Genomic DNA, 14,232 nt, shown 5'->3' with positions numbered 1-14,232 from the left:
TCCCCAACTACTCAACTTTAAGCAAGTAAGCTACTTTATTAATCATCCCCATATTTTCAGGAGTGGCAGCAACCTCTACTGTATGATGAAGACGACGTAAACCTAAACCTTTTACACAATCACGATGTGATTGAAGTCGGCTATTAGTACTCTTTACAAGCGTTACTTTTACAGTTTTCTGTGTCATGACTTACCCTCTTATCTCCTCAACAGATTTGCCACGTTTTGCAGCAATCTCTTCTGGAGTTTGCATTGCAGCTAAACCTTTAATTGTTGCTTGCACAACGTTTACAGGGTTACGTGAGTTCTGACATTTAGCAAGTACATCTTTTACACCAGCTACTTCGAACACTGCACGCATCGCACCACCTGCGATTACTCCTGTACCTTCAGATGCAGGCTGCATATAGACACGAGCCGCATTATGAACACCTGTTACAGAGTATTGCAGTGTACCACCATTTAAGGAAACTGTCTTGATATTACGTTTAGCTTGCTCAATCGATTTTTTGATTGCAACTGGCACTTCTTTTGCTTTCGCGTAACCGTAACCCACTTTACCATTACCATCACCCACTACAGTAAGTGCAGCAAAAGCAAATTGTCTACCACCCTTTACTGTCTTAGATACACGATTTACTGTAACAAGCTTCTCTTGGTAACCATCTGCAGCTACTGCTGCATTTTGATTTTCAACTTTTGTAGTCATTTAATTTCCTTCCTTATTAAAACTCTAATCCAGCTTCTCTAGCTGCATCCGCTAGAGCTTTAACGCGGCCATGATATTTAAATCCAGAGCGATCAAATGCAACATTAGTTACACCAGCTGCTTTCGCTTTTGCAGCGATATCTTTACCAACTACAGCAGCGGCATCAACGTTACCACCATTTTTGATCTGAGATTTAACATCTGCTACAAGTGTTGAGCTCGCAGCTAATACTTTATTATCTGTACCACTAATTACTTGTGCATAGATATGACGAGGAGTTCTATGTACGGTTAAACGATCAACCATCAACTCTCTCATTTTGATACGAGCTTTAAGGCTTCTTCTGTATCTTGCGTCTCTTTTTTTCATCGTTCTCACCTATTTCTTCTTAACTTCTTTCAATGAAACAACTTCATCTGAATAACGAACGCCTTTACCTTTATATGGCTCAGGCGGTCTGTAGGCTCTGATTTTAGCCGCAACTTGACCAACTACTTGCTTATCAACACCCTTAATCACAACTTCTGTTTGTGTAGGAGTTTCACAAGTAACACCCTCTGGCATAGCGTGAACGATTGGATGTGAGAAACCGAGTGTAAGATTCAAGTTTGAACCTTGTGCTGCAGCACGATATCCAACACCATTTAAGATAAGCTTTCTTTCGAAACCTTCAGAAACACCGATAACTAAGTTACTTACTAAAGAACGCATTGTTCCTGCAATTGCGTAACTACCTTTGCTCTGCTCTAAATCAGGTACGATTACTAATTCCGAACCTTCTTGTTTAATCCCTACAGATGAATGAAGTTGAAGACTATTCTCACCCTTAGGACCTTTTGCTTTTACATTATTTCCAGAGATTGTGATTTCAACACCCGCTGGAACAGTAATATTCTGTTTAGCTACACGTGACATCCTAACCCCCTAATTAAGCTACAACGCAGATCACTTCCCCACCGAGCGATAAAGATCTCGCCTTGTGGTCAGTCATCATGCCTTGTGAAGTTGAAACAATCGCAATACCTAAACCACCTAAAACTTGTGGCAAGCTGTTTTTATCACGATATACACGGAGGCTTGGCTTACTTACACGCTCAATACGCTCAATAACAGCCTTACCTTGATGATACTTAAGTGTGAGCACTAATTTTTTATTAGAAGCTTTATCACCAGTAACATCGATTGATGCGATGTAACCTTCTTCAAGAAGCACATCAGCGATAGATTTTTTTACGTTAGAGAAAGGAATCTCTACGTTTACTTTTTCAGAAACTTGCGCATTACGAATGCGGGTTAGCATATCTGAAATTGGATCATGCATACTCATTATAAAATTCTCCTACCAGCTAGCTTTTCTTAAGCCAGGAATATCACCACGCATAGTGATTTCTCTTAACTTGTTTCTTCCAAGACCGAACTTACGGTATACACCATGAGGTCTGCCTGTAATACTACAACGTCTACGACGTCTAGATGGAGAAGAATCTCTTGGTAATTTTTGAAGTGCGATAACTGCTGCTTCTTTCTCTTCCGCAGTAGCGTCGACACTAATAATAATCTTTTTTAACTGCTCGCGTTTTTCAGCATACTTAGCAACAAGCTCAGCACGCTTCTTTTCACGATTAACCATTGATACTTTAGCCATAATTTCCTGCTTTATAATTAATTACGAAATGGGAAGTTGAAAGCGCTTAATAAAGCTTTTGCTTCTTTGTCAGTCTTCGCAGTTGTTGCGATACTAATGTCCATCCCACGTGTAGCATCTACTTTCTCATATTCGATTTCAGGGAAAACGATCTGTTCTTTGATACCAAAGTTATAGTTTCCTGCACCATCAAATGAGCGTGCACTTACACCGCGGAAGTCACGTACTCGAGGTAAAGAGATATTAATTAAGCGATCTAAAAATTCATACATAGTTGTACGACGTAATGTTACACGGCAACCGACAGGCCAACCATCACGAATCTTAAACCCAGCAACCGATTTTCTTGAAAGGGTCACTTGTGCTTTTTGTCCTGCAATAGCAGTTAACTCTGCTACGGCATTATCCATAATTTTCTTATCAAGTACCGCTTCACCAACACCCATATTTAAAGCGATCTTAGTGATTTTTGGCACTTCCATAGGATTAGTGTAGCCAAACTCTTCGATAAGTTTTGGTACTACAACTTCATCATAATACTGTTTTAATCTTGCTTTCATGATATTCCTCAATGCCAAACGGATATGTCTTTTAATGCGATACATCCTGTTTGGCACAGTAATTATTTATAAAATAAGCTGGCTATAATAGCAAAAGTATTTAAACTAGCCAACTTTTTTATTTGTAGATTTAAAAACTCTTTCACGAACGAATTTCACTTTACCATTTTCATCTTTAGTTTCAGTAACTTCGATCTTGATTTTATCTTGTTTTTTCGTCTCGGGATTATAAATCATCACGTTAGAGAGATCGATGAAAGATTCTTGCTCTACCTTACCACCCTCGATTCCGAGTTGTGGGTTTGGTCTGACATGTTTAGTTACTTTATTAGCACCAGTAACTTTCACACGTCCATCTTTCACTTCAAGCACGCTACCACGATGCCCTTTACTGGTTCCCGCGATTACTACAACTTCATCACCTTTACGGATTTTTGACATATTTAATAATCCTCTTTACTAGATAACTTCAGGCGCAAGCGAAATAATTCTCATGAACTTCTCACCACGTAACTCACGAGTCACTGGGCCAAAGATACGAGTTCCGATCGGATCCAAGTTATTATTAAGAAGTACAGCAGCGTTACCATCAAATTTAATTAATGAACCATCTTGGCGACGAACACCTTTACGAGTTCTTACTACTACTGCATTATACACATCACCTTTTTTAGCACGTCCGCGTGGAATAGCCTCTTTAACAGAAACTTTGATTACATCCCCAACGGTAGCATATCGACGATGTGAACCGCCAAGAACTTTGATACACATTACTTTACGTGCACCAGAGTTGTCAGCTACGTCTAAAACTGTCTGCGTCTGAATCATTATTAACCTCTCGACTCTTCAACTACACGAACTAAATCCCAAGTTTTTTTCTTAGAAATAGGACGTACTTGTTTTATTTCAACGATATCACCGATGTTACATGTATTCGCTTCATCGTGCGCATAGAACTTAGTAGAGCGCTTCACATACTTCTTGTACTTAGGATGCTTTACTAATCTTTCTACATATACAGTAATGGTTTTATCACTCTTATTCGATACAACTGTACCAACAACGGTACGAGCGTGTTGCTGTTCAATAGCAGTAGTCATTATTTACCACCCTCTTTCATTTCACCAAGTACTGTGTTAATTCTCGCAATCTCTCTACGAGATTCTTTGAACTGGTGTGACTTTGATAGTTGACCAGTCGCCTTTTGCATACGGAGATTAAATAAACCGCGTTGTAAATCAAGCTTTTCACTTCTTAATTCTTCAACTGACTTATCTCTCAATTGAGCTGCTTTAGATACTTTACTCATGACTTTTTACCTCTTAAAGAACTGTACGTTCAGCAAACGCTGTTTTAACAGATAGCTTTGCAGAAGCAAGTCTAAATGCTTCACGAGCAACAGTTTCCGTGACACCTTCAATTTCAAAAAGCACACGACCTGGTTGAACTTTTGCTACCCAGTACTCAACGTTACCTTTACCACTACCCATTCGAACTTCTAATGGCTTACCAGTAATTGGCACATCGGGGAAAACACGGATATAAACTTTACCACCACGACGGATATAACGAGTAATCGCACGACGCGCTGCTTCGATTTCACGAGCATTGATGCGACCATTTTCTGTAGACTTTAAGCCAAATTCACCGAAGTCTACCTTATTACCTGCTGCCGCAACTCCACGGTTACGACCTTTACGCATTTTTCTAAATTTAGTACGTTTTGGTTGCAACATGATTACTCACCTTTCCTTCTTCTGTTTCTTTTCTTAGGTGCCGCTTCTTCTTGTTCTACTGCAAGGTAATCAAATACTTCACCTTTGTAGATCCAAACTTTAACGCCTAAGATACCATAAGTTGTTAATGCTTCTGCTGTTCCGTAATCAATATCTGCACGGAATGTATGGAGTGGAACACGCCCTTCTCTATACCACTCAGCACGAGCAATTTCCGCACCATTTAAACGGCCAGATACGTTAACACGAATACCTTCAGCACCTAAACGCATAGTATTAGTTACCGCACGACGCATAGCTCTTCTGAACATTACACGACGCTCTAATTGCTGAGCAATTCCCTCTGCAACTAAATATGCATCTAATTCAGGCTTTCTTACTTCTTGAATTGACACATGCACTGGGCAACCCATGATTTCTGAAAGCTCTTTACGTAAGATTTCGATATCTTCGCCTTTCTTCCCAATAACAACACCAGGACGAGCTGTATGGATAACAACTTGTGCTGATTTTGATGGACGGCTGATATGAATTTTAGAAACAGCAGCTCCTGCTAATTTCTTTCTTAAAAACTCTCTAACCTTAAAGTCAGATTCAATAAACTCAGGGAAAGTCTTAGAATCCGCGTACCAACGCGAATTCCAGTCTTTTGAGATCCCTAAGCGTATACCGGTTGGATTTACTTTTTGACCCATTTTGACTTACTCCTAATTAAGCTTCAGCAACGATTACTGTGATGTGACTTGTCTTCTTAAGAATACGGTCTCCACGACCTTTTGCACGTGGGCGCATTCTCTTAAGAAGAGGACCCTCGTCAACCATAATAGTTTTCACATAAAGGTTGTCGATATCCGCACCGAAGTTATTCTCAGCATTTTCCATTGAAGAAACTAATACTTTAAGAATAAGATCTGCAGCTTTTTTGTCGCTAAATTGTAACAAAGTAAGTGCACGATCAACTGGTAGTCCACGGACCTGATCTGCAACTAAGCGCGCTTTCTGAGGAGAAATTCGCGCATGGCGATGTACTGCTCTACTTTCCATGTTTTATCTCCTTATTAACGTGCTTTTTTATCTGCAGCATGACCGCGATAAGTACGAGTGACAGCAAACTCACCTAACTTATGACCAATCATATTCTCAGTGATTAAAATCGGCACATGAATTTTTCCATTGTGTACGGCAATTGTAAGTCCAATCATTTCTGGTAGGATCATTGAGCGACGTGACCAGGTCTTAATTGGACGACGATTATTTGACGCTACAGCTTCATCTACTTTCTTTTGTAGATGATGATCGATAAATGGACCTTTCTTTATAGAACGTGGCATATTTTACCCTTTATTCGATTTAATTATTTAGTACGACGACGAACAATGTACTTACTTGTACGCTTGTTAGTACGTGTCTTGTAACCTTTAGTAGGTTGACCCCAAGGCGTCACAGGATGTCTACCACCCTTCGTACGACCTTCACCACCACCGTGTGGATGGTCTACCGGGTTCATCGCAGCTCCACGAGTTTGTGGTCTAACACCAGCCCAGCGACTTGCACCAGCTTTACCTAACACACGAAGGCTATGCTCACCATTACTTACAACACCAACGGTCGCTTTACAATCAGAGAGAACCTTACGGATTTCACCTGAACGTAAACGTAATGTAGAGTACTCACCCTCTTTAGCGATAAGTTGTACTGAAGTACCTGCTGAACGTGCTAACTGAGCACCTTTCCCTGGCTTCATCTCAACACAGTGCACTGTCGTACCAATTGGAATATTACGAAGTGGCAGAGAGTTACCTGCTTTGATGGGCGCATTTGGACCCGCAAATAACACATCACCTACTTCTACTTTTGCAGGAGCGATAATGTAACGACGCTCACCATCTACATAGCAAAGAAGTGCAATATGCGCTGTACGGTTTGGATCGTACTCGATTCTCTCAACTTTTGCCGGAATATTCTCTTTATTACGTTTAAAGTCAATCAAACGATAATGTTGTTTATGACCACCACCACGATGACGTGAAGTAATACGTCCATCATTATTACGGCCGCCGGTTCTATGCTGACCTTCTACTAATGGAGCATATGGTTTACCTTTATGAAGGCCTGGCGTTACAACCTGAATTAGTGAGCGACGACCTGGTGAAGTTGGTTTAGCTTTTTTTATACTCATTACATATCACCTAAAAAATCAATTTCATCTTCCCCGTCTGCAAGTGTTACATAAGCTTTTTTCCAATCTTGCTTTACACCCATATGACGGCCAAATGATTTACGCTTACCTTTTTGGTTAAGCACAGTAACCTTCTCTACTTTACGTCCAAATAAGAGCTCTACTGCATCAGCAATCTCTTTCTTATTGGCATCTTTCAATACGCGGAAAGTTACTTCACGATTAAGCTCTTCTTGGCGCGCTGTTTTTTCAGACGCATGAGGAGCAATGATCACTTTCATTAATCTTTCTTTAACATCTAAAATCATGCTAATAACTCCTTAACTGAAACAAGCGCCTGTTTAGTCATTACAACTTTATTAAACTGTACGAGGCTAACTGGATCAATCGCTTCAACATCAAGTACAAGAACGTTTGGCACGTTTCTAGCACTTAAATAGAGCGGGAAGTCAACAGCTTCAGTAACCACTAATACGCTTTCATTATGTACATTCAAGCTTTCTAACTTAGCGATAAATGCTTTCGTCTTTGGCGCTTCCATTGTGAAATCTTCAACAACTACTAAACGCTCACTTCTGATCAATTCAGAAAGAATGTTAAGCATCGCTGCTTTGTACATTTTCTTGTTTACTTTCTGGCTCCAGTTTTGTGGCTTAGCTGCAAACGTTACACCACCACCTCTCCAGATAGGGTTACGCTTACTACCAACACGTGCACGACCAGTTCCTTTTTGTCTCCATGGCTTCGCTGTAGAACCTGCTACTTCAGCACGTGTTTTTTGAGCACGAGTACCTGCTCTTCCACCTGCTTGATATGCTGTTACAACTTGATGCACTAACGCTTCGTTAAAGTCACGACCAAACTGCGTGGCATCTAATTCAACTGGAGATCCGCCGATTACTTGAATTTCCATTACGCCTTACCTCTTTTCACTTTGATTGCAGGAGACACAACAACATCTGACCCCTTAGGTCCTGGGACAGCACCTTTAATGAGAAGTAAGTTGCGCTCAGTATCTACTCCAACGATCTCAAGATTTTGAGCTGTTCTACGAACTGCACCCATGTGTCCCGCCATTTTCTTACCTTTGAAAACACGACCTGGATCTTGACATTGACCGATTGATCCTGGAACACGATGCGACAATGAGTTACCGTGCGTATTACGTTGACCAGCAAAGTTATGACGTTTAATTGTACCGGCAAAACCTTTACCTTGCGTAACGCCTGAAACATCGACTTTTTGTCCTGCTTCAAATAACTCTACAGTTAACTTTTGTGCAACTTCATATGCGTCTGTAGTATCGACACGAAATTCCCAAAGTGAACGTGCTGATGCGATCTCTGCTTTTGCAAAGTGTCCATCTAATGATTTTTTCTTTTTGCTTGAATACTGTGGACCATGCGCTACTTGTACCGCTGTGTAACCATCAGTATCTGCTGTTTTGATTTGGGCAATTTCATTGTTTTCGATTTGCACAACAGTCACTGCAAGAGAGCGACCATCTTCACCAAAAACTCTACTCATCCCGAGTTTTTTTCCGATTAATCCTACTGCCATTTTATAACCTCAATTAATAAATGATAAAAACGAGAGGAAGGTTGGCGACCTTCATCGCGAACAAACCCGTACTAGTCTAAACGAATTTGTACATCCACACCAGCAGCTAAATCCAGTTTCATTAATGCATCAACTGTTTTATCTGTTGGATTAACAATGTCCATGAGACGTTTATGAGTTCTTAACTCATACTGATCACGCGCATCTTTGTTAACATGCGGTGATGTCAATACTGTGAATACTTCACGCTTAATAGGTAAAGGAATTGGACCTTTAACCTGCGCACCTGTGCGCTTAGCTGTTTCAACAATTTCTTTTGCAGACTGATCAATTAAACGATAGTCAAATGCTTTAAGGCGAATTCTAATTCTTTGATTATCCATACTACTCTCATTTAAAAATCCTAGGCTCCAAAAGAAACCTAGGAAAAAAATTAATTATGCAATAACTTTCGCTACAACACCAGCACCTACTGTACGACCGCCTTCACGGATCGCAAAGCGTAAACCTTCATCCATCGCAATTGGGTTGATTAACTCAACAACCATTTTTACGTTATCACCAGGCATAACCATCTCTACACCTTCAGGTAGCTCACAAGCACCTGTAACGTCTGTAGTACGGAAATAAAATTGTGGACGATAACCTTTAAAGAATGGAGTATGACGTCCACCCTCTTCTTTTGAGAGAACGTAAACTTCTGCTTCAAATTTAGTATGAGGCTTAATAGATCCTGGTTTTGCTAATACTTGACCGCGCTCAACATCTTCACGCTTAGTACCACGGAGAAGAACACCCACGTTATCACCTGCTTGACCTTGATCAAGAAGCTTACGGAACATCTCTACACCAGTACATGTTGTTTTTTGAGTTGGGCGAATACCGACGATCTCTAACTCTTCACCAGTCTTAACGATACCTGATTCGATACGGCCTGTTACTACAGTACCACGACCTGAAATTGAGAAAACATCTTCGATAGGCATAAGGAATGGCTTATCGATCTCACGAACAGGCTCAGGAATCCACTCATCTAAAGCCGCAAGAAGCTTTTTGATTGCTGGAACACCAATCTCTGACTCATCGCCTTCAATTGCTTTAAGCGCTGAACCAACGATAACTGGGGTATCATCACCAGGAAAATCGTATGCATCAAGAAGTTCACGAACTTCCATTTCAACAAGCTCGATTAACTCGGCATCATCAACCATATCTGCTTTATTTAAGAAAACAAGAATATATGGAACACCTACCTGACGCGATAAAAGGATATGCTCACGAGTTTGTGGCATAGGTCCATCTGCAGCTGAACATACTAAGATAGCTCCATCCATCTGCGCTGCACCAGTGATCATATTTTTCACATAGTCGGCGTGTCCAGGACAGTCTACGTGTGCATAGTGGCGATTTTCAGACTCATACTCAACGTGAGAAGTTGAAATCGTGATACCACGCTCTCTCTCTTCCGGTGCGTTATCGATCTGATCATATGCACGTACGTTTGCGCCTATAGATTCGTTACCCACTTTTGTTAAAGCCGCGGTTAAAGTTGTTTTACCATGGTCAACGTGACCAATTGTACCGACGTTTACGTGCGGTTTATTACGACTAAAAGTTTCCTTTGACATACTATTAATACCCCAATTTTTTAAAGAGCTAAAAACAAGCTCTACATTATAGAGCTTGTCTATTAGATTGCAAATTATTTATTTTAATTAGACTTTATTAGTCTACCTTATTCGCATTGATGATTTCATCAGCAACGCTATTTGGTGCTTGGTTATACTTCAAGAATTCCATGGAGTATGTTGCACGACCTTGCGTTGATGAACGAAGCGCTGTTGCGTAACCAAACATCTCAGATAATGGAACTTCCGCTCTGATAAGTTTTGATCCAAATGCATCATCAATACCTTGAAGATTACCACGACGACGGTTAAGGTCTCCCATAACATCACCCATGTACTCTTCAGGCGTCTCTACTTCCACCTTCATGATTGGCTCAAGCAATACTGGACCTGCTTTTTGAACACCATTTTTGAAGCCCATAGATCCAGCAATTTTAAACGCCATCTCACTTGAGTCAACATCATGATATGAACCATCATATAATGTTACTTTTACATCTTCGATTGGATAGCCTGCGATAACACCGTTTGCCATCTGCTCTTGAATACCGCGATCAACCGCTGGGATATATTCTCTTGGAACAACACCACCAACAATCTCATCAACGAACTCATAACCTTTACCAAGCTCTTGCGGCTCAATACGCAACCATACATGACCAAACTGACCACGACCACCAGATTGACGTACAAACTTACCTTCCGCTTCAACCGGCTTAGTGATTGTTTCACGATAAGCAACTTGCGGCGCACCAACACCACACTCTACCTTAAACTCACGCTTCAAACGATCCACGATGATATCTAAGTGAAGCTCACCCATACCACCAATAATCGTTTGACCTGACTCTTCATCAGTTCTTACACGGAAAGATGGATCTTCTTGTGCTAAACGTGAAAGCGCCATACCCATCTTCTCTTGGTCAGCTTTTGTTTTTGGCTCAATTGCAACAAAGATTACAGGCTCTGGGAACTCCATACGCTCAAGCGTAATTTGATCTTTCTGATCACAGAGAGTGTCACCTGTTGTAACATCTTTAAGTCCAACCATAGCAATAATATCACCCGCTCTTGCCTCATCAATCTCTTCACGAGAGTTAGAGTGCATAGCAAGTAGACGACCAACGCGCTCACGTCTGCTTTTCACAGGATTGTAAACGTGATCGCCAGATTTAACGACACCTGAGTAGACGCGAACGAAAGTTAAGTTTCCAACAAATGGGTCATTTGCTAACTTAAATGCAAGTGCAGAGAAAGGCTCTTCGTCAGATGACTTACGAACACCTGGCTCACCGTCAGGAAGCTCACCAGCAATTGGTTTTACTTCTGTTGGTGATGGGAGATAGTAAATCACATCATCAAGCAATGCTTGAACACCTTTGTTTTTGAATGCTGTACCACAACAAACAGGTACTAATTCAGATGCTAATGTACGGGCACGAAGTCCTTGACGAATCTCTTCTTCAGATAATTCACCCTCTTCAAGATACTTATCCATCAACTCTTCACTTGATTCTGCAGCAGCCTCAACCATTTGTGAACGGTAGTTTTCTGCATCAGCAAGAAGCTCAGCTGGGATCTCACGCTCTTCGAACGTCATACCCATATCTTCTTCATTCCAGTAGATTGCTGTCATTGTTACAAGATCAATCACACCTTCGAAGTTATCTTCTGCACCAATTGGAATTTGAATTGGAACAGCATTTGCACGAAGACGCTCTTTCATCTGATCAACAACACGGAAGAAGTCAGCACCTGTACGGTCCATCTTGTTAACAAATGCAATTCTAGGTACTGCGTATTTGTTCGCTTGACGCCATACTGTCTCAGATTGCGGCTGAACACCACCTACTGAACAGTACACCATTACCGCACCATCTAGAACACGCATTGAACGCTCAACTTCGATTGTAAAGTCAACGTGTCCCGGTGTATCGATAAGGTTAATACGATGCTCAGGGAATTGTTGCTTCATCCCTTTCCATGAACAAGTGGTTGCCGCAGATGTGATTGTGATTCCGCGCTCTTGCTCTTGAGCCATCCAGTCCATCGTTGCAGTACCATCGTGAGTCTCCCCAATACGGTGATTTTTACCAGTATAGAAGAGGATACGCTCAGATGTGGTAGTTTTACCTGCGTCAATGTGAGCACTGATACCAATATTACGGTATCGGTCAATAGGCATAGTTCGAGCCATAATAAATCCTTCTTTTAAAATTAAATCTTAATTTCTTTAAACAATAAATGCGGTGTCCCAAAATATATGAGCACCGCAATTGCATGAACAAATTCTGTAATTCTTTTACCAACGGAAATGCGAGAAAGCCTTGTTCGCTTCTGCCATGCGGTGCATGTCTTCTCTCTTTCTTACTGCCGCACCACGGTTCTCGAGGGCATCTAAAATCTCTGAACCCATGCGACGCGTCATTGACTTCTCAGAACGTTTTCTTGCTGCATCAACCATCCAGCGCATCGCTAATGCATCACGTCTTGATGCACGAACTTCTACCGGCACCTGATAAGTTGCACCACCTACACGTCTTGATTTAACTTCAACTTTTGGTCGAACATTATCTAAAGCTTGCTCTAAAGCTTCAACTGGGTTCTCGTGACCTTTTTCTTTAACGATGTCTAATGCACCGTAAACAATACGCTCAGCAATTGATTTCTTACCAGAAACCATCACCATATTAATAAACTTCGCAAGCATTACATCGCCATAGATTGCATCAGGCAAAATCTCGCGTTTTGGGACTTCTCTTCTTCTTGACATGAGATACTCTCAATAAATACTAAATCCAACAGAAACTAAATTAAGCTAAGCGATTATGCTTTAGGCTTCTTAGCACCATATTTTGAACGACCTTTACGGCGTTTATCAACACCTTGTGAGTCCAATGCACCACGAACTACGTGATAACGAACCCCTGGAAGGTCTTTAACTCTTCCACCACGAACTAAAACAACACTATGCTCTTGTAAGTTATGCCCTTCACCACCGATGTAGCTAGAGACTTCATATCCGTTAGTTAAACGAACACGACATACTTTACGCATAGCAGAGTTAGGTTTCTTAGGCGTTGCTGTATAAACCCTTGTACATACTCCACGACGTTGAGGAGAACCCTCAAGTGCAGGAACGTCAGATTTATCAGCTTTCGTTCCGCGCGGACGGCGGATCAACTGATTAACTGTTACCATTAAATCTAAATCCTTGCTAAATAACATGAGTTACAAAAATAACATAAGATCCCCTAGTTAACCTAGAGGATACGAAATAGTATAATTTATAGCTATTTCTGTCAACCTTGATAGAGATTAATTTTATCGACCCGCGTAAAAGCCGCTAACTTTAGCCCCATCCTTTTTGCAAGTTTAATTGCCATAGAGGTTGGTGCAGACATAGTTACCAACATACCAACTTGTGCAGCAACTGTCTTTTGCACCATCTCAAAACTTGCTCGAGAGGTTGTTAAAATAAACCCCTCTTTACAATCATAATCACCTTGCAAAAGAGCGCCTACGAGCTTATCTAAAGCAACATGCCGACCAACATCCTCTCTAGCGAGTAAAATCTCACCACTTCGATTAACAAAAAAAGCGGCATGTGCCCCACCGGTGCGCTGATTCATCACCTGCAAAGCATTAGAACTCCTTAAAGCCTTATCTACCGCCGCCTCATCAAGCTTAAAATCAAAATCGATCTTCACCTGATCTCTCACCACTGCTGATAGTGAATCTAGACCACAAATCCCACATCCCGTTCTAGCACTCATCTGCCGCCTCCGTCCTTCCATACGACTAAAGCTAAGTGGTGTAATCTCAATTCTCACTTCGATACCATTCTCTCTTGGATCGATAGAGATCGAACGGACATCTTGTATAGAACTAATAATCCCCTCTGTCAGCGAAAATCCATACACAAAGTCAATGATATCTCTCGGCGTAGACATAACGACTACATGAGGATAGCCATTATATGTGAGAGCCACCGGCACCTCTACCAACACATCATCTTGCTCCTCTCTCCAGCGACCCTCTTGATACTTCTTTACTGTCACTGTTTCAAAAAAAGCTCGCTTATCACTCTCTTGACTCATTTCACTTCCCTATCAAATAAACCTTCACCCATCTTGAAAGACACACCTCTACATATAGTAGATTCTGCAGATATCAACCAAAACATCCAAACAACACCAATAATACAAGCTCTA

25 protein-coding genes are annotated in these 14,232 nt (G+C 41.2%); all 25 read right to left on the bottom strand.

What is annotated here, in order from left to right:
* Positions 1–7: 7 nt before the first annotated feature.
* Complete coding sequence (gene rpmD / locus B9T19_RS00890; protein ID WP_094566734.1) at positions 8–187, bottom strand: 50S ribosomal protein L30; 180 nt, start codon at positions 185–187, stop codon at positions 8–10.
* A gap of 3 nt (positions 188–190) precedes the next feature.
* Complete coding sequence (gene rpsE / locus B9T19_RS00885) at positions 191–709, bottom strand: 30S ribosomal protein S5 (RefSeq protein ID WP_094566733.1); 519 nt, start codon at positions 707–709, stop codon at positions 191–193.
* A 16-nt stretch (positions 710–725) separates the two neighbouring features.
* Positions 726–1,079, bottom strand: coding sequence for a 50S ribosomal protein L18 (rplR, locus tag B9T19_RS00880; RefSeq protein ID WP_094566732.1), 354 nt, complete (start codon positions 1,077–1,079; stop codon positions 726–728).
* A gap of 9 nt (positions 1,080–1,088) precedes the next feature.
* Positions 1,089–1,625, bottom strand: a complete 537-nt coding sequence (rplF, locus tag B9T19_RS00875) for a 50S ribosomal protein L6 (protein WP_094566731.1) — start codon at positions 1,623–1,625, stop codon at positions 1,089–1,091.
* A 13-nt stretch (positions 1,626–1,638) separates the two neighbouring features.
* The gene (gene rpsH, locus B9T19_RS00870) at positions 1,639–2,037 is read right to left on the bottom strand and encodes a 30S ribosomal protein S8 (RefSeq protein WP_094566730.1); all 399 of its coding nucleotides are present in this window, start codon (positions 2,035–2,037) and stop codon (positions 1,639–1,641) included.
* Between the two features lie 12 nt (positions 2,038–2,049).
* Positions 2,050–2,355: a 30S ribosomal protein S14 gene (gene rpsN / locus B9T19_RS00865; protein WP_094566729.1), complete on the bottom strand. Its 306-nt coding sequence runs from the start codon at positions 2,353–2,355 to the stop codon at positions 2,050–2,052.
* A gap of 17 nt (positions 2,356–2,372) precedes the next feature.
* Positions 2,373–2,915, bottom strand: coding sequence for a 50S ribosomal protein L5 (gene rplE, locus B9T19_RS00860; protein WP_094566728.1), 543 nt, complete (start codon positions 2,913–2,915; stop codon positions 2,373–2,375).
* 105 nt (positions 2,916–3,020) lie between these two features.
* Complete coding sequence (gene rplX, locus B9T19_RS00855) at positions 3,021–3,356, bottom strand: 50S ribosomal protein L24 (protein WP_094566727.1); 336 nt, start codon at positions 3,354–3,356, stop codon at positions 3,021–3,023.
* An 18-nt stretch (positions 3,357–3,374) separates the two neighbouring features.
* Positions 3,375–3,743, bottom strand: coding sequence for a 50S ribosomal protein L14 (gene rplN, locus B9T19_RS00850; RefSeq protein ID WP_094566726.1), 369 nt, complete (start codon positions 3,741–3,743; stop codon positions 3,375–3,377).
* Between the two features lie 2 nt (positions 3,744–3,745).
* On the bottom strand, positions 3,746–4,015 hold the full coding sequence (rpsQ, locus tag B9T19_RS00845; RefSeq protein WP_094566725.1) for a 30S ribosomal protein S17: 270 nt from the start codon (positions 4,013–4,015) through the stop codon (positions 3,746–3,748).
* A complete protein-coding gene (gene rpmC, locus B9T19_RS00840; RefSeq protein WP_094566724.1) occupies positions 4,015–4,224 on the bottom strand; it encodes a 50S ribosomal protein L29 in 210 nt (69 codons plus the stop codon). Before rpmC ends, rpsQ begins: the two co-directional genes overlap by 1 nt.
* Positions 4,225–4,237: 13 nt before the next feature.
* Positions 4,238–4,651, bottom strand: a complete 414-nt coding sequence (rplP, locus tag B9T19_RS00835; RefSeq protein ID WP_026878337.1) for a 50S ribosomal protein L16 — start codon at positions 4,649–4,651, stop codon at positions 4,238–4,240.
* A gap of 2 nt (positions 4,652–4,653) precedes the next feature.
* Positions 4,654–5,346, bottom strand: coding sequence for a 30S ribosomal protein S3 (rpsC, locus tag B9T19_RS00830; protein ID WP_094566723.1), 693 nt, complete (start codon positions 5,344–5,346; stop codon positions 4,654–4,656).
* A gap of 16 nt (positions 5,347–5,362) precedes the next feature.
* Positions 5,363–5,695, bottom strand: a complete 333-nt coding sequence (gene rplV / locus B9T19_RS00825) for a 50S ribosomal protein L22 (RefSeq protein WP_094566722.1) — start codon at positions 5,693–5,695, stop codon at positions 5,363–5,365.
* 14 nt (positions 5,696–5,709) lie between these two features.
* Positions 5,710–5,982 (bottom strand): 30S ribosomal protein S19, encoded by a 273-nt coding sequence (gene rpsS, locus B9T19_RS00820; protein WP_094566721.1) that lies wholly within the window; start codon positions 5,980–5,982, stop codon positions 5,710–5,712.
* A 23-nt stretch (positions 5,983–6,005) separates the two neighbouring features.
* A complete protein-coding gene (gene rplB / locus B9T19_RS00815) occupies positions 6,006–6,830 on the bottom strand; it encodes a 50S ribosomal protein L2 (RefSeq protein ID WP_094566720.1) in 825 nt (274 codons plus the stop codon).
* A complete protein-coding gene (gene rplW / locus B9T19_RS00810) occupies positions 6,830–7,138 on the bottom strand; it encodes a 50S ribosomal protein L23 (RefSeq protein ID WP_094566719.1) in 309 nt (102 codons plus the stop codon). The genes rplB and rplW overlap by 1 nt, the downstream gene beginning before the upstream one ends.
* The gene (rplD, locus tag B9T19_RS00805) at positions 7,135–7,743 is read right to left on the bottom strand and encodes a 50S ribosomal protein L4 (RefSeq protein ID WP_094566718.1); all 609 of its coding nucleotides are present in this window, start codon (positions 7,741–7,743) and stop codon (positions 7,135–7,137) included. The genes rplW and rplD overlap by 4 nt, the downstream gene beginning before the upstream one ends.
* Positions 7,743–8,390, bottom strand: coding sequence for a 50S ribosomal protein L3 (rplC, locus tag B9T19_RS00800; protein ID WP_094566717.1), 648 nt, complete (start codon positions 8,388–8,390; stop codon positions 7,743–7,745). The genes rplD and rplC overlap by 1 nt, the downstream gene beginning before the upstream one ends.
* Positions 8,391–8,461: 71 nt before the next feature.
* On the bottom strand, positions 8,462–8,773 hold the full coding sequence (rpsJ, locus tag B9T19_RS00795) for a 30S ribosomal protein S10 (protein ID WP_094566716.1): 312 nt from the start codon (positions 8,771–8,773) through the stop codon (positions 8,462–8,464).
* A gap of 54 nt (positions 8,774–8,827) precedes the next feature.
* A complete protein-coding gene (gene tuf / locus B9T19_RS00790; protein ID WP_094566715.1) occupies positions 8,828–10,018 on the bottom strand; it encodes an elongation factor Tu in 1,191 nt (396 codons plus the stop codon).
* A 97-nt stretch (positions 10,019–10,115) separates the two neighbouring features.
* A complete protein-coding gene (gene fusA / locus B9T19_RS00785; RefSeq protein ID WP_094566714.1) occupies positions 10,116–12,215 on the bottom strand; it encodes an elongation factor G in 2,100 nt (699 codons plus the stop codon).
* A gap of 105 nt (positions 12,216–12,320) precedes the next feature.
* Entirely contained in the window at positions 12,321–12,791 is a 471-nt protein-coding gene (gene rpsG / locus B9T19_RS00780) for a 30S ribosomal protein S7 (RefSeq protein WP_094566713.1), read from the bottom strand.
* Positions 12,792–12,844: 53 nt separating this feature from the next.
* On the bottom strand, positions 12,845–13,219 hold the full coding sequence (rpsL, locus tag B9T19_RS00775; RefSeq protein WP_026879366.1) for a 30S ribosomal protein S12: 375 nt from the start codon (positions 13,217–13,219) through the stop codon (positions 12,845–12,847).
* Positions 13,220–13,320: 101 nt separating this feature from the next.
* Positions 13,321–14,118: a formate dehydrogenase accessory sulfurtransferase FdhD gene (fdhD, locus tag B9T19_RS00770; protein ID WP_094566712.1), complete on the bottom strand. Its 798-nt coding sequence runs from the start codon at positions 14,116–14,118 to the stop codon at positions 13,321–13,323.
* Positions 14,119–14,232 lie beyond the last annotated feature (114 nt).

It is taken from the genome of Ignatzschineria sp. F8392, assembly GCF_002252045.1.
Lineage (GTDB): Bacteria > Pseudomonadota > Gammaproteobacteria > Cardiobacteriales > Wohlfahrtiimonadaceae > Ignatzschineria.
Note: the sequence above shows the minus strand (reverse complement) of the source record. Positions and strands in the feature narration are given on the sequence as shown.

Bases quoted from the DNA above. Each gene is read 5' to 3' on its own strand.
- rplC (WP_094566717.1), bottom strand. From the start codon at position 8,390: ATGGCAGTAGGATTAATCGGAAAAAAACTCGGGATGAGTAGAGTTTTT.
- rplD (WP_094566718.1), bottom strand. From the start codon at position 7,743: ATGGAAATTCAAGTAATCGGCGGATCTCCAGTTGAATTAGATGCCACG.
- rplR (WP_094566732.1), bottom strand. From the start codon at position 1,079: ATGAAAAAAAGAGACGCAAGATACAGAAGAAGCCTTAAAGCTCGTATC.
- rpsJ (WP_094566716.1), bottom strand. From the start codon at position 8,773: ATGGATAATCAAAGAATTAGAATTCGCCTTAAAGCATTTGACTATCGT.
- fusA (WP_094566714.1), bottom strand. From the start codon at position 12,215: ATGGCTCGAACTATGCCTATTGACCGATACCGTAATATTGGTATCAGT.
- rplB (WP_094566720.1), bottom strand. From the start codon at position 6,830: ATGAGTATAAAAAAAGCTAAACCAACTTCACCAGGTCGTCGCTCACTA.
- rpsC (WP_094566723.1), bottom strand. From the start codon at position 5,346: ATGGGTCAAAAAGTAAATCCAACCGGTATACGCTTAGGGATCTCAAAA.
- rplF (WP_094566731.1), bottom strand. From the start codon at position 1,625: ATGTCACGTGTAGCTAAACAGAATATTACTGTTCCAGCGGGTGTTGAA.
- rpsH (WP_094566730.1), bottom strand. From the start codon at position 2,037: ATGAGTATGCATGATCCAATTTCAGATATGCTAACCCGCATTCGTAAT.
- rpsQ (WP_094566725.1), bottom strand. From the start codon at position 4,015: ATGACTACTGCTATTGAACAGCAACACGCTCGTACCGTTGTTGGTACA.
- rplV (WP_094566722.1), bottom strand. From the start codon at position 5,695: ATGGAAAGTAGAGCAGTACATCGCCATGCGCGAATTTCTCCTCAGAAA.
- rplE (WP_094566728.1), bottom strand. From the start codon at position 2,915: ATGAAAGCAAGATTAAAACAGTATTATGATGAAGTTGTAGTACCAAAA.
- rplX (WP_094566727.1), bottom strand. From the start codon at position 3,356: ATGTCAAAAATCCGTAAAGGTGATGAAGTTGTAGTAATCGCGGGAACC.
- rpmD (WP_094566734.1), bottom strand. From the start codon at position 187: ATGACACAGAAAACTGTAAAAGTAACGCTTGTAAAGAGTACTAATAGC.
- rpsE (WP_094566733.1), bottom strand. From the start codon at position 709: ATGACTACAAAAGTTGAAAATCAAAATGCAGCAGTAGCTGCAGATGGT.
- rpsS (WP_094566721.1), bottom strand. From the start codon at position 5,982: ATGCCACGTTCTATAAAGAAAGGTCCATTTATCGATCATCATCTACAA.
- rpsN (WP_094566729.1), bottom strand. From the start codon at position 2,355: ATGGCTAAAGTATCAATGGTTAATCGTGAAAAGAAGCGTGCTGAGCTT.
- rpsG (WP_094566713.1), bottom strand. From the start codon at position 12,791: ATGTCAAGAAGAAGAGAAGTCCCAAAACGCGAGATTTTGCCTGATGCA.
- rpmC (WP_094566724.1), bottom strand. From the start codon at position 4,224: ATGAGTAAAGTATCTAAAGCAGCTCAATTGAGAGATAAGTCAGTTGAA.
- tuf (WP_094566715.1), bottom strand. From the start codon at position 10,018: ATGTCAAAGGAAACTTTTAGTCGTAATAAACCGCACGTAAACGTCGGT.
- rpsL (WP_026879366.1), bottom strand. From the start codon at position 13,219: ATGGTAACAGTTAATCAGTTGATCCGCCGTCCGCGCGGAACGAAAGCT.
- fdhD (WP_094566712.1), bottom strand. From the start codon at position 14,118: ATGAGTCAAGAGAGTGATAAGCGAGCTTTTTTTGAAACAGTGACAGTA.
- rplW (WP_094566719.1), bottom strand. From the start codon at position 7,138: ATGATTTTAGATGTTAAAGAAAGATTAATGAAAGTGATCATTGCTCCT.
- rplN (WP_094566726.1), bottom strand. From the start codon at position 3,743: ATGATTCAGACGCAGACAGTTTTAGACGTAGCTGACAACTCTGGTGCA.
- rplP (WP_026878337.1), bottom strand. From the start codon at position 4,651: ATGTTGCAACCAAAACGTACTAAATTTAGAAAAATGCGTAAAGGTCGT.